The sequence below is a fragment of the Gluconacetobacter brunescens genome, from assembly GCF_048695475.1.
Taxonomy (GTDB): domain Bacteria; phylum Pseudomonadota; class Alphaproteobacteria; order Acetobacterales; family Acetobacteraceae; genus Gluconacetobacter.
The window spans coordinates 2,691,264-2,703,629 of the sequence record NZ_JBLHEN010000001.1 but is presented as its reverse complement, the minus strand read 5'-3'; the positions used below and the strand labels follow the sequence as shown (position 1 = coordinate 2,703,629).

13 protein-coding genes, 1 tRNA gene and 1 pseudogene are annotated in these 12,366 nt (G+C 66.2%); 6 read left to right on the top strand and 9 right to left on the bottom strand.

Going from position 1 to position 12,366, the window contains the following annotated elements:
- Positions 1–33 precede the first annotated feature (33 nt).
- Positions 34–825 (top strand): annotated as a pseudogene (locus ACMAUO_RS12085) (IS5 family transposase).
- A 6-nt stretch (positions 826–831) separates the two neighbouring features.
- On the opposite strand, the gene ACMAUO_RS12080 reads toward ACMAUO_RS12085, so the two are convergent.
- From ACMAUO_RS12080 to ACMAUO_RS12040, 9 genes are all read right to left on the bottom strand, one after another.
- Positions 832–1,326, bottom strand: a complete 495-nt coding sequence (locus ACMAUO_RS12080) for a metallophosphoesterase (protein ID WP_420357106.1) — start codon at positions 1,324–1,326, stop codon at positions 832–834.
- Between the two features lie 187 nt (positions 1,327–1,513).
- Positions 1,514–1,876 carry a site-specific integrase gene (locus ACMAUO_RS12075; RefSeq protein WP_420357105.1) on the bottom strand — a complete coding sequence of 121 codons (363 nt, stop codon included), beginning with the start codon at positions 1,874–1,876 and terminating at the stop codon, positions 1,514–1,516.
- A 20-nt stretch (positions 1,877–1,896) separates the two neighbouring features.
- Positions 1,897–1,953, bottom strand: coding sequence for a hypothetical protein (locus ACMAUO_RS12070; RefSeq protein WP_420357287.1), 57 nt, complete (start codon positions 1,951–1,953; stop codon positions 1,897–1,899).
- Positions 1,954–2,102: 149 nt separating this feature from the next.
- Positions 2,103–2,188 (bottom strand) — tRNA-Leu (locus ACMAUO_RS12065).
- 63 nt (positions 2,189–2,251) lie between these two features.
- Positions 2,252–2,974, bottom strand: a complete 723-nt coding sequence (locus tag ACMAUO_RS12060) for a M48 family metallopeptidase (protein WP_420357104.1) — start codon at positions 2,972–2,974, stop codon at positions 2,252–2,254.
- Positions 2,971–3,453, bottom strand: a complete 483-nt coding sequence (locus ACMAUO_RS12055; RefSeq protein WP_420357103.1) for a YcgN family cysteine cluster protein — start codon at positions 3,451–3,453, stop codon at positions 2,971–2,973. Before ACMAUO_RS12055 ends, ACMAUO_RS12060 begins: the two co-directional genes overlap by 4 nt.
- A 48-nt stretch (positions 3,454–3,501) precedes the next feature.
- Positions 3,502–3,948 carry a hypothetical protein gene (locus tag ACMAUO_RS12050; protein WP_420357102.1) on the bottom strand — a complete coding sequence of 149 codons (447 nt, stop codon included), beginning with the start codon at positions 3,946–3,948 and terminating at the stop codon, positions 3,502–3,504.
- A complete protein-coding gene (locus ACMAUO_RS12045; protein ID WP_420357101.1) occupies positions 3,945–4,973 on the bottom strand; it encodes an extracellular solute-binding protein in 1,029 nt (342 codons plus the stop codon). The genes ACMAUO_RS12050 and ACMAUO_RS12045 overlap by 4 nt, the downstream gene beginning before the upstream one ends.
- 1 nt (position 4,974) lies before the next feature.
- Positions 4,975–6,039 carry an ABC transporter ATP-binding protein gene (locus ACMAUO_RS12040; RefSeq protein WP_420357100.1) on the bottom strand — a complete coding sequence of 355 codons (1,065 nt, stop codon included), beginning with the start codon at positions 6,037–6,039 and terminating at the stop codon, positions 4,975–4,977.
- A gap of 405 nt (positions 6,040–6,444) precedes the next feature.
- Here ACMAUO_RS12040 and ACMAUO_RS12035 point away from each other — a divergent pair, with 405 nt between their 5' ends.
- From ACMAUO_RS12035 to ACMAUO_RS12015, 5 genes are all read left to right on the top strand, one after another.
- A complete protein-coding gene (locus ACMAUO_RS12035; protein ID WP_420357099.1) occupies positions 6,445–6,882 on the top strand; it encodes a hypothetical protein in 438 nt (145 codons plus the stop codon).
- A gap of 479 nt (positions 6,883–7,361) precedes the next feature.
- Positions 7,362–9,596, top strand: coding sequence for an FUSC family protein (locus tag ACMAUO_RS12030; protein WP_420357098.1), 2,235 nt, complete (start codon positions 7,362–7,364; stop codon positions 9,594–9,596).
- Positions 9,596–9,790, top strand: coding sequence for a DUF1656 domain-containing protein (locus tag ACMAUO_RS12025; protein WP_420357286.1), 195 nt, complete (start codon positions 9,596–9,598; stop codon positions 9,788–9,790). Before ACMAUO_RS12030 ends, ACMAUO_RS12025 begins: the two co-directional genes overlap by 1 nt.
- Positions 9,791–9,832: 42 nt before the next feature.
- Entirely contained in the window at positions 9,833–10,744 is a 912-nt protein-coding gene (locus ACMAUO_RS12020) for an HlyD family secretion protein (protein WP_420357097.1), read from the top strand.
- Between the two features lie 22 nt (positions 10,745–10,766).
- Entirely contained in the window at positions 10,767–12,278 is a 1,512-nt protein-coding gene (locus tag ACMAUO_RS12015; RefSeq protein WP_420357285.1) for an efflux transporter outer membrane subunit, read from the top strand.
- Positions 12,279–12,366: the final 88 nt, after the last annotated feature.

Below are 12,366 nucleotides of genomic sequence, written 5' to 3'. Positions count from 1 at the left end.
TTAGAGCTTGAAGATCGTTCCCATATACCGGAAATGACCGAAAGCAATGCGACGCAGATTTTCACCGACGAAGCCTGGGCGGTTTGGGAACCGCTGATCGAAGCGGTGCGCCCGCAGGGCAAGACGCCGCCGAAAGATCTGCGGCGGACGATTTCGGCGGTGTTCTGGCGCCACCAGAACGGTGCGAAATGGCGCAGCATTCCTTCAGAATTGGGTCCGTGGTGGCTGGCGGCGCAGTTGTTCATCCGCTGGGCCAAACGCGGGGTCTGGGAACGCTTGTTCGCCCTGGTGCAGGAACGTGGGCAGGCTCTGGGTATGGTCTTTCTCGATGGCACCAACATTCGTGCGCATCACAAAGCGGCCGGAGCCCAAAAAAAGGGGACGACAGCCGACAGCGAGACCATCGTGAAGCACTTGGCCGCTCTCGTGGTGGCTATGGAACCAAGGTCTGCGTAGTCGCTGACGGGCGTGGCCGTGCCGTTACCTTCACCCTGGCGCCCAGTCAGACGCACGAACTACCACTCCACCCGCCATGCTCAACCGCCTGCCACGCGAACCATTATGGGTCATCGGCGACAAGGGATACGCCTCCAATGCCTTCCGGGAGCATGTCTGGGCCATAGGGGTTCGACCAGTGATCCCGCCCAAGCGCCGGGACGCCGCGGTCGCCTGTCCACAATGGGCTTATCGCAACCGCCACCTGGTGAAAACCTCTGGGCTCGTCTGAAGGAATGGTGGGCCGTCGCAACGCGATACGAAAAGACCGCCGCTTCATTCCTCGCTATCCTTCACCTCGCCGCAACCGCAGATTGGGTCAAGATCTAACAGGGCCTAGCCCGAAGCCACCATCCGCTCCCTGAGTTCATCCAGGGAAACCGGACGGTAATCCCAGCAATCCACCCCCACGTCGCAGGACTGGCGCGTGGGTTCCCGCTGTCCATGGACATGACCGTAAAGGTGCAGGCTCCCGCGATAAAAGCCGTTCCATTCCGCGATCGGGTAGTGGAACAGGATCAGCCGGACGTCATCCAGCTTCAAGTCGGCATAGGGCTGCACGCTCGCCCAGCCGTCCCACACCTGAGCGGACGGCCTGTCGTGGTTGCCGATAATCAGATGCTTGCGGCCATTCAGGTGCGGTCCATACCTGTCAGGCGACCCCCGGCAGAAATCACCGAGGCACCAGATGTCATCCCCTGGCACCACCCTGGCGTTCCAGTTGGCGATCAGGGCCGCATCCATCTCGGTCACCGATGCGAAGGGCCGGTTGCAATGCTTCAGGATGTTGGCGTGGCCGAAATGCGTGTCGGCGGTAAACCAGGTGGCCATGGGCAATACTTTATCACCGCCGGGCGCAAATGTCCCGAAAGGAGGCTCTCTATAATGAACCGAGGCAATGAGGCCGAGGACGATGTCGGCATCTTGTCAGACCAAGCACCGGGGGTGAGGGCTTTGACGTCAACAATAGGTCTGGCCTGCATCGTCGACCCGACCGTTAACGCTAGATCGGACATGGCTACCCCATCAAAGTCCGGACGTCCCAAAAGTCCGCGTAATTCACAGCCTGGGCGACTTTTGCGACATTTTCGAGATCGATCCCGTCGAGGTATTTCTTTACCCCGACACTTCCCCGCCCATATTCGTGGCCAAGGAAATCATCGATCCAGGATTCGCGGATACCATGCTCCCCACTTTCCGGCATATTCCGAAGCTGGGTGGACACATTGTGGCGAAAACTGTGGAACACGACCTGGGCCGCCGGTATTCCGAGGCGATTCTTATACACTGAAAAGGCGCCGCCAAAACCAGCGCCACGCCTCTTGTCGCGCCCGACGAACCTGAGTTCATCGAATAGATAGTAACCCGCGACCTCGGCCAATTCGAGAATTCCCGCCGCGATCAGAGGGAATGGCAGATTTCCTTCCGGCCCAGCGCACACCGAAGGCGCACGGGCACGGCAATCCGAAAATAAAATCCGGTCGCGCGGCGTTGAAGCACGATAGAACTTTCGTTCTGTCCCCGGAACGTATGTAAGAAGTTATGTAAGAGTCCAGGGGTCAGGTTGTGGATAACCTTGAACCATATCGTGATTTCAATATCTTATATGGTGCGAACTGCGGGACTCGAACCCGCACGCCCTTGCGGGCGCAAGATTTTAAGTCTCGTGCGTCTACCATTCCGCCAAGCTCGCCCGGTACGCCCTCTAGCACACTCGCGTGACGGGTAAAATCCGGCGGCGGCGGTTTTTGGCAGGTTACGCGGCGCGTAGCAGAGCCGGTCCATGCCGGCGCAGCCAGGCTTCCGCCATATGGCGATGCGGCGTCAGGCCAGCCACCAGCACCCAGAAATCCGGGCCGTGATTCATATGCCGCAGATGCGCCAGTTCATGGGCGATCACGTAATGCTGCACATCCACCGGCGCCATCACCAGCCGCCAGTTCAGCATCACCGTGCCATCCGCGCTACAACTGCCCCAGCGGCTGCTGGTATCCTTGATCACCAGCCGTCGGGGCCGCAGGCCGGACAATCCCGTAATCTCCGTCAGCCGCGCCCCCAGCCGATGCCCGGCTTCCTGCCGCAGGAACGTCGCCAGGCGGCGGCGCAGGAACGGCGCTTCACCGCTCACCTTCACCACCCCGTCCTCTATCCACACCCCCCGTCGCCCATCGGGACAATGGGCGATGCCATGCGCGCACCCATCCAGCACCACCTGCCCACCATCATGCCACGGCGCGGCCGCCGGCAGATGGTCCAGCCGCGACAGCGCCCAGACGGCATGGCTCCGCAGCAGCGCCAGCCCGGCTTCGCGCTCCGCCCTCGGCGGCAGGGTAATGACGATTTCGGCCGCGCGCGCATCGATCCGCAACGACAGCCGCCGAGCCCGGCCCGACCGGCGCCAGCGCACCGGCACATCCCGCCCGGCCAGTCGCACGGTCTCGGCCTCCACCGGCATCGGCCCGGACAGGCCGACCGTCATGCCCGGTCGCGCGCCCGTGGCCGGCGCGGACGGGGCATCCTGCCGGGCCAGTCGACAATGTGATGCTCCAACGGGCCGGCCCGCCGTTCGCTGATCGCCCGCCCCCGCACCGAAACCCCGGCCTCATGCACGGTGTCGGGCGAGCCCGAAACCAGCGGATGCCACCATGCCAGCGGTCGCCCCTCGGCCAGCAGCCGATAGGCGCATGATGGCGGCAGCCAGTCGATCTCCGCCAGGGCTTCGGGCGTCAGTTGCACGCAATCGGGCACCTTGCGCCGACGGCACGCATAGTCCGAACACAGGCAGGTTTCCAGATCCAGCAGCCGGCAGGCGACATCGGTAAACAGGATCTGCTCGGTCACGTCCTCACGCAGCTTGTGCAGGCAGCAGCGTCCGCAGCCGTCGCACAGCGACTCCCACTCTTCGGTCGTCATTTCGTCCAGCCGGCGGACCTGCCAGAACGGCTTCATATCGGTCATGGCGACCGTCTTACTGAATCCGGGCGGCAGAGAGAAGAAAAACGCCGCCTACCCGTCGAGCACGCCAACCAGCACGGCCCCCGCCACCGCCAGCACCGCCGCGACCAGCGCCGCCGGCCCCAGCAACGGCAGCCACAGGCCACGCAACCGGACTGCCCGCCCCGCCCCCAGACCTGCCGCCGTCCGCGCCAGCCCAGGCGGCAGCCGATCGAGCGCGCGCAGAAGCGGCAACAGAACAAGCGGAACCAGGCAGGCAGCCTGCACCGCGACAGGCCCGGCACCACCATCGCGCCAGGGGCCGGACAGCATCACCGCCCCCATCCATCCCGGAATTGCCAGTGCGAGGGCACCGATCCGGGCGCCCGACAGCACGCACCGCCCCTTCGGCCCCACCCGCAGCAGCAGGCCGAGTCCGCATGCGGCTCCGGCCGCCCCCCCTTCCACCAGCAGACTGACCGCCAGCGCCGGCACCGAGAAAGCCGGCAACCCGGTCATGGCGCAGCCAGCCAGTCCGCGAAGCGTTTGGAGAGATCGGGCAGATGCTCGTGCCAGAAGGCGGCATCCATCAGCAGCGGCTGGGCCGAGCCCACATCGCCATGCGCGTGATAAAGCGACGCGAACCGCGCCACCTGCTCTGGCTGGGCCATGAAATGCAGCAGGCTGCGCGCCCGGTCGCGCGCCGCCCGGTCCAGATCGGGCGCAACACCCCAGGACAGGCCCTCATCCAGGCTCTGCTCCCATTGCAGCCCCACATCGCGCTGGCCGGTCCCGGCCGCCATCACCTCGCCCCCGGCCGCACTGGTCATCAGCACGCTGCCATTGCCGATGATACGCGCGGATTCCACCGGGCTGGTCCACCACTCGATATAGGGACGCAACTGGCTGAGCTTGCGGAAGGCCCGCGCGACACCCTCGGGCGTGCCCAGCACGGCATAGACATCGGCCGGCGCCACGCCATCGGCCATCAGCGCGATCTCCAGCGTCGAGCGCGGATCACGGCGCAGCCCCCGCTTGCCGGGATAGCGCACGACATTCCAGAAATCGCTCCAATGCGGGGCCACCGGAATACGTCCGCGATCCCACGCCAGGGCGATCCCCTCGCGCAGGGCCGGCACGCCGCAGGCATCCGCGCTGCCGGGGGCACCGCCCAGACGCAGCAGAAATCCCTGCATGCAGGCGGCACGGGCGGTACTGTCTTCCATCAGCGCCACGGTCCAGGCACGGCCGGCATGCCCCGGCCGGGGTTGCGGATCGCCGTCCCACACATAGCGCAGGATGCCGACCCCCATCTGCGCCGCGAAGGGGCGGAAAAACGCCTTGTCCTGCGCCGAACTCAGGGCGCCACCCAGGCTGTTCACCACCAGCGCATGCGTGCGCCAGCCTGTCCGGGCATTCCCGCCGGTCGGCACGATCGCCAGCAGCAGCAACCCGATCAGAAGACGGCGGAGCGATCGGAAGATGCGGGGCGGGCGGGACAGGGGAATGGACTTTCGCAGGAGGCAGGACAAACAGGCGGGCACGCTAGCCCATTTCCCCCCGAAACGGAAAGGCCACCGCATGGGCCGGCTGCCACGCCAGCCGCGCGGTCCGCCCGGGCACGAGCCCCGTCAGGTTCTGCGCCGGCGGCCGGCGGACCAGGACCTCCTGCCCGTCCTCGAGGCGAAAACGCAGCCGGATATGGTCGCCCATATGGTGCAGCCCCGCCAGCACCGCCGGCAGCGTGTCCTCGCCATCATCATCGGCGGCGGCCCGGCCGGTCGGAAACAGGGTGGCGATCCGGTCGGGCCGGACGCACAGCGTGCACAGCATGTCGTCGGCCAGCCCCTGCCCCGCCATGGCCTCGACCCGCGCACCGCTGGCCAGATGGACCGAGGCCAGATCGTCCTCCACCCACGCGACGCGCCCGGTCAGCGCGTTGGCATCGCCAAAGCCGGTGGCAACCCGGTCGCAGGCCGGCCGGTCGAACAGTTCGGCCGCATTGCCGGTCTGCAACAGCGCACGACCCGACAGCACGCCGATCGCATCGCCCAGCAGCAACGCATCCTCCCGATCGCCGGTCGCCAGCAGCAGCGTCAGCCCCTGCGCCCGCGCCACCCGCGCCAGCAGGCGGCGCATCGCCAGCCGGTCGCCACGCTCCAGCCCAGCGAACGGGTCGTCCAGCAACAGGACGGGCGGCGCGAAGACCAGCAACCGGCCGAGACGCGCCCGCCACTCGTCCTGCGGATCGAGGGCGCGCGGCCGGCGGGACGCGCATCCATCCAACCCCAGCAGCGCCAGCACCGCGTCCACCCGCGCCGCGATCGCCGGACGCGCCATGCCCCGCGCCTCCAGCGGAAAGGCCAGGTTCCGCCGCACTGTCAGATGCGCGAACAGCGGATCGCGCGCGCTGAACAATCCCAGCCCCCGATGGCCCGCCGGCAACCCCGCCACGTCCTGTCCGTCGAGCAGGATTTCGCCGGCCACGCACGGCAGATGACCGGCCAGCGTGTCCAGCAGGCGGGAGAGATCGACCGCGCGGTCCCCCAGCAACGCCAGGCACCCGCCGGGCGCGATCGAAAACGACAGCGCGGGCGTGGAAGGCTCCACCGGCGCGCACACAAATCCGCGAACATCAAGACGTGGAGAGAGGGGAGCCATGCGAGAAGCGAAACCTGCCAGGACGGAGCGAAAGCCGCCGAGTGTAGACCACCCACATGAAAGATACGACCGATCTCGCGGCGCGAGCCCGTAAAATCGCCCGCAGCACGCCGTGAAGGGCCGTTTCCGTCCCGCCATGTACCAGGGCGCAACCCGTGGGCCAGCCCACGCACCGGGGGCCCACGGGTCGTTGCCAAGCCACGCGAAGTGGCCGATCATCGGGCCCGACATCCGGGCCGCCGTGCGCCGAACGCGACCGGCGGCCATCGCCAGCCATGCCGCGATCAGCTATCTGGCCGGGCGGGCATTCCGGCGGAACGCCCGCCAACGAAGCAGAGGGAAGAAGCAAGGACCATGAAGATAGCCGAACTTGGCAAAGCCACTGTCCAGGCGGAACTCACCGTACGCCGCGAGATGGCCATCCGCATCGGCAGGCAGGTGGCGTTCCTGGTCGTCGCCGGCGTGTTCGGCCTGCTGGCAATCCTGTCGGGGCACGCGCTGCTGTGGGCCTTCGCCTACCAGACACTGGGGTTCAGCGTGCTCGGCGCGGCCATCCTGGTCTTCGCGGTCGATGCCATCATGGCGCTGCTGTTCCTGCTGCTCGGCCGCCGTTCGATCATGACCGCGACGGAAATCCGCGCCCGCTTTGCCCGCGAGCACGCACTGAACGAGCTGCGCCAGGCCATGGCCCTGACCGCCGTGACGACCGCAATCGCCGGCCCGGTCGGCCGCCAGGCCCTGCGCGCGATCATGCACCTCGTCCGCTCCGTCTTCGGCCGCAAGGGCATCTGACCCCTCCGATCAGCGCCGTATCGCCTGAGAGTCTGACCGCAAATGTGGGCTGGCGAGCGAGAGCGGCCCGGAACCGGTCGCGCCCAGCGTGTGTTTCCGAGCATCGGAGCGGAGCGGCCTTATGGGCCGCCCGCCGCGAAGCACAGGAAACGCGCGCCGGATCGCCGCCAGCCCACATTTGCGGTCAGGCTCTGAGAAACGCCAAAGCCGGTTGGGGACCATGCTGAAATTGCATTGGCCCCCGCCCGCCATTTCTGGAAACGTATCCCTCGTCACAATTTCATGAGCACGCAGACCTGATGCGTCCTCATGACAAGTCAGGGAAACCGGGTAGCTGTGGAGATGGCGGACTCCGAGCGTAGTGCGCGGGCACGATCCTTTGGACGTCGTCTGACCCATAAGAGTGCCCCCCGGCAGGGACGGCCCGGCCGTGATCCGTTGCATTGCGGTCCGGTCACCGCAGGCGCGGCAATCCGGATATGAGCATCCGGCTGGTCCCTCCCCACACGGCGCTGCATTTCCCGCGCTCGCTGGTCCGCTTCGGCGGTTTCGCCTTCCCCGACTGGAAGGCCCTTTCACCCACCATCGCCTACAGCATCCGCGCGCTGCTGGCCGTGGGACTGGCCCTGTTCCTGGCGTTCTTCCTCCAGCTCCAGACGCCGATGTCCTCGGTCACGACGGTCCTGATCGTGGCCAACCCGGTCGTCGGCGCGATGGTCTCCAAGAGCTTCTGGCGTATTTTCGGCACCGTGATCGGCGCGACGGCGGCGGTGCTGCTGATGGCGGCCTTTCCCCAGTCGCCGATGCTCTATTTCATGGGCCTGTCGGTCATCATCGGCATCGCCTGCTGCGTCTCCACGCTGCTGCGGTTCTACAAGGCCTATGCCGCCGTGCTGGCGGGCTACACCATCGTGCTGGTTTCCATTTCCACCTTCGCCGACCCCGACCGCATCTTCATGGCCGCCATGTCGCGCCTGTCGGCGGTCACGGTCGGCATCGTCAGCACGGCCGTGGTGTTCCTGGTCACCTCGGTCAGCCGGCCGGAGAAGGTCCTGCGCCAGGTCGACCAGACGCTGCGCAACATCACCGGCCAGTTCTCGCACCCGGCGGACCTGGAAGACATGGTCCCCGGCCAGACCCCCATGCCGGACGATGGCGGCCAGCCCTTTTCGTTCCGTGCGATGACGCTGACCAGCTATGACGCACGCGCACGCCTGCTCTCCCAGGCCAATGCGCTGGTCGAGGCGATCGAATACGCCGCCGCCGACAATTTCGCGTTCAGCCGACGTGCCGATGGCCTGCGCGCGGGCGTGGCCCGGTTGCTGGGGCTGCTCAGCACCGATCATCCGATCTGGCGCGACGACCCGCCCGACAATCCGCAATCCGCGGCGGCCCGCGACCTGGTGCACGAGGTCATGGCGAGCTTCGCCGTCACGCCCCCCGAGAACCTGCATCTCGACGATCCGGCCGGCATGCGTGCCCGCCTCGCCACCGCCATCGACACCCTGGACGACCTGTCCGAGCAAACCAAGGACCTCCCCACCATCGCGTTCATCGACAACGAACGCGACATCCTGGTGCAGTTGCGCAGTGCGCTGGACGATTTCGTGGGCCCGCAGGCGAATGTGCGTCCCATCAGGCTACGATTATTCTTCGACTGGCCGGCAGCGCTGCGCAACGGCACGCGCGGCGCGTTCGTCACCCTGCTGGGCTGCCTGACATGGTACGTCTTCCGCTGGTCGAACGGCGCCGCCATGCTCGCCTATCTCATCCCGGCTTCCTGCCTGCTGGCCACCAGCCCGGTGGCATCCCGCGCCAGCGTCATGTTCGCCAGCGGCACCCTGGCCGCGATTCCCGCCGCCTTCATCTGCCAGACCTTCCTCCTGCCCCGTATCGACGGCTATCCGCTGCTGTGGCTGTCCCTTTCGGTCTGCCTGCTGCCGGGCATCTGGCTTCAGTTCCATCCCCGCCACGCCATGCGGGGCTTCGGCTATGCGGTGTTCTTCAACGCCATGGTGCAGATCCGCAACCCGATCTCATACGACGACCTGTCGCTGATGAATGTCTGGCTGTCCTACCTGATCGCCCTGATCGGCCTGGCGCTGGTCTTCCGGGTCATCCTGCCGTCCGACCACCGGCTGGATACCGCCCGGCTGGTGATGTCGATGAATCGCGCCACCCAGCAACTGGCCAGCCTGCCGCTGAACCGCCACGTTAGCTGGCCGGTGTGGGAAAACCTGCAAATGCAGAAGATCCTGCGCATGATCCAGCGCTTCTCGCTGGTCGCGCCGCCCACCCGCGTCTATGAAACCACCGATGCGGCGTTCATCTGCGTCTCATTGGGGCGCCTGATCGCGCGGCTGCGGCACCTGGTGCAGAATCCGGCGGTTCACGAACAGGACCGCACCTGCACGCTGGCGGCTCTGGCGTCGTTCCAGCATCTGTGCACCCAGCCCACCCATACCGCACTTATCCTGCGCACGGCGGCGCAGGACGTCATGCGCGACGTCGAAGATCGGCCCGCTGCATCCCACGTTCCCACCCGGCGCATTGCCGCGTGCCTCGAACAGGCATCGCTGCTGGTAGACTCGGCGCCCGGATTCTTTCACAAACAAGGTCCGCTGCAATTGCCTGGCGACATGCCGGGCGCCAATAACAGGCTGAATATGGCCGTCCCACCCCAGGCGCGTTCGTTCGCAATGAGAGTCGCGTGATGCTGACCGAGTTCAATTTCTTCGGCGTCTTCATGGCGCCGATCGTCGTCTATGCGATCGCCGCGCTGCCGGTGACCATGCTGATCCGCTTCGTGCTGTGGTGGACCGGCATCATGAAATGGTTCTGGCATCTCGCGCTCTTCGAGGTCGCCCTCTACACTTGTGTTCTATGCCTGATGATCCTGTTCGTCTGAGAAACGGTCGAATAACTGCCCCTGCAAGGTCCGAGATAGACAATGCCCCTTCTACGCACCCTGATCCGCGTGGTTCTGACCCTGAGCGTCGTTGTGCTGGCGATCGTTCTGGGGGTGACCCTGTGGGACACCTATATGATCGCCCCGTGGACACGCGACGGGCGCGTGCGCGTGTATGTGGTGGACGTGGCGCCTGAAGTTCCGGGCACGGTGGTGCAGGTTCCGGTGGTGGACAACCAGTTCGTGCACAAGGGCGAACCGCTGTTCGTGCTGGACCCGGTGCGCTTCCGCCTGGCGATCCGCGAGGCGCAGGCGCGGCTGGATGGAGCGGAAGAAGACCTGAAGCTGAAGCGCAACGACGCAAAGCGCCGCATGGGGCTGGGCGGCATCGTGTCGGCCGAAGAGCAGGAAGTCTTCAACTCGAACGTGGCAACGCAGGTGGCGGCGGTGGACGCGGCACGGGCGGCGCTGGATCTCGCGAAGCTGAACCTGCAACGCTCGGTGCTGTATTCGCCGGTCAACGGCTACGTGACCAACCTGAACCTGCGGGTGGGTGATTATCTGACGGCGGGCCAGCCCCGGCTGGCGGTGATCGACGCCGATTCCTACTGGGTGAACGGGTATTTCGAGGAAACCAAGATGTGGGGCGTGCATGTCGGCGACGTGGCCCGGGTCAAGCTGATGGGCTACAAGCAGATCATCCCCGGCCATGTCGTCTCGATCGCGCGCGGCATCAACGACCAGAACGGCAATCCGGACCGGCTGGGGCTGCAGGACGTCAACCCGATCTTTACCTGGGTGCGTCTGGCGCAGCGTATTCCGGTGCGCATCCATCTGGACCATGTGCCCGAGAGCGTGACGCTGGCGGCGGGCATGACCTGCACCGTGACTGTCGGCCCGGAAGCACGCAGCCAAAGAGGGCATCTGACCACCTGGCTGCAAGACCATCTGTAAGGCCCCCGGCGCGAGCATGACCATGATGACGAAGACCCGACGGGCCGGCCTGGTCCTGACCTCGGCGCTGGTAATGGCGGGTTGCACGGTCGGTCCGCGCTACCAGCCGGACCGGATGAAAGTGCCCGAGCACTTCACCGAGGACGAGCATCCGGCGACCGATGCCGAGATCGCGCGCACCAATGCCGAGCTGAAGGATTGGTGGCACCGCTTCAACGATGCGGAACTGGACCGGCTGGTCGATCGCGCGATCGGCGGCAATTACGATCTGCAGATCGCCGGCCAGCGTATCCTGGCCGAGCGGGCGCTGCGCGACAGCCAGGCCTCGGCCTGGTATCCGCAGGTCGACGCCAATACCACCAACGGTGATTCGCGCTACTCGCTCAATATCGACAACTGGCCGCTGCGCCCGGGCAACCCGGTCAACCGTCCCGGCGCGTCCTACCTGTCCTATGGCGTCAGCGCGAGCTGGCAGATCGACGTGTTCGGCCGTATCCGCCGCAGCGTGGAAGCGCAGGAACGCGCGGTCGAAGAGACGATCGAGGACCGGCGCGCGGTGCTGATGACGATGCTCTCGGCGCTGGTCAGCGACTATATGGTGCTGCGCGATACCCAGTTACGGCTGGAGATCTCGAACCGCAACATCAGCGTGGCGCAGGAAGCCTATGATCTGACGCAGCGGCTGTATCTGGAAGGCGTGGGCAACACGTTGCAGATCGCGCAGGCGAAGGCGGAGCTGGACAGCCAGCTTGCGGCGCGCGAGCCGTTGCGCACGCATATCGCCCAGATCACGCATGCCATCGACGTGCTGATGGGGCAGATGCCCGGCACGACGGAAGCCGAACTGAAGATCGCCCGGCCGCTGCCCAAGGTGCCGGATTTCCCGGCGACCATGCCCTCGATCGTGCTGGCCAACCGGCCGGATATCCGCCGCGCCGAACGCGCCTACGCCGAAGCCACGGCGCGGATCGGGGTTGCGGTGGCGCAGATGTATCCGAATTTCAGCATTCCGCTGAACTTCAACCCGAATGCGTCGGCGATGTACCAGCTTTTCCAGGCGGGGGCGCTGAGCTGGCAGTTCTTCATGCTCGCCTCGCTGCCGCTGGCCCATGGCGGCAAGCTGACGGCGCAGGTGCGCGGGATGCAGGCGGCGGCGGAAGCCAGCCGTCTGAGCTATCGCCAGACGGTGCTGACGGCGTTCCGCGAGGTCGAGGACGCGATGGCGGCCTGGCATGACGACGTGGAACATACCGAGTTGCTGCACCGCGCGGCCGAGGACAGCCGGCTGGCCAGCGACCGGGCGCGCAAGCTCTACAGCGCCGGCCTGGTCGGCTTCCTCGACGTGCTGACGACCGAGCGCACGGCGCTGGCGGCGGAGAATGCCGAGGCCGAGGCGCGGCTGGAGCGGTTGCAGGACGCGGTCAACCTCTACACCGCCATGGGCGCGGGCTGGCAGGGCGTGGCCGTCACCGCCACCGCGCTGCCCGTCTCGCTGGAAAAGCAGAACATCCTCGCCCGCGCCTTCAAGGAGTAATCGGATCGCCTTTCTTCCTGTCCTGACAAGGGAGAAAGGCGACCGAACATGCCGGCCCTGCCTCTGTACCAGCGATGCCAGCCTGATC

Excerpts from the sequence above, each read along its gene's own strand:
- ACMAUO_RS12080 (WP_420357106.1), bottom strand. The coding sequence starts at position 1,326 with ATGGCCACCTGGTTTACCGCCGACACGCATTTCGGCCACGCCAACATC.
- ACMAUO_RS12060 (WP_420357104.1), bottom strand. The coding sequence starts at position 2,974 with ATGACGGTCGGCCTGTCCGGGCCGATGCCGGTGGAGGCCGAGACCGTG.
- ACMAUO_RS12055 (WP_420357103.1), bottom strand. The coding sequence starts at position 3,453 with ATGACCGATATGAAGCCGTTCTGGCAGGTCCGCCGGCTGGACGAAATG.
- ACMAUO_RS12050 (WP_420357102.1), bottom strand. The coding sequence starts at position 3,948 with ATGACCGGGTTGCCGGCTTTCTCGGTGCCGGCGCTGGCGGTCAGTCTG.
- ACMAUO_RS12035 (WP_420357099.1), top strand. The coding sequence starts at position 6,445 with ATGAAGATAGCCGAACTTGGCAAAGCCACTGTCCAGGCGGAACTCACC.
- ACMAUO_RS12030 (WP_420357098.1), top strand. The coding sequence starts at position 7,362 with ATGAGCATCCGGCTGGTCCCTCCCCACACGGCGCTGCATTTCCCGCGC.
- ACMAUO_RS12025 (WP_420357286.1), top strand. The coding sequence starts at position 9,596 with ATGCTGACCGAGTTCAATTTCTTCGGCGTCTTCATGGCGCCGATCGTC.
- ACMAUO_RS12020 (WP_420357097.1), top strand. The coding sequence starts at position 9,833 with ATGCCCCTTCTACGCACCCTGATCCGCGTGGTTCTGACCCTGAGCGTC.
- ACMAUO_RS12015 (WP_420357285.1), top strand. The coding sequence starts at position 10,767 with ATGATGACGAAGACCCGACGGGCCGGCCTGGTCCTGACCTCGGCGCTG.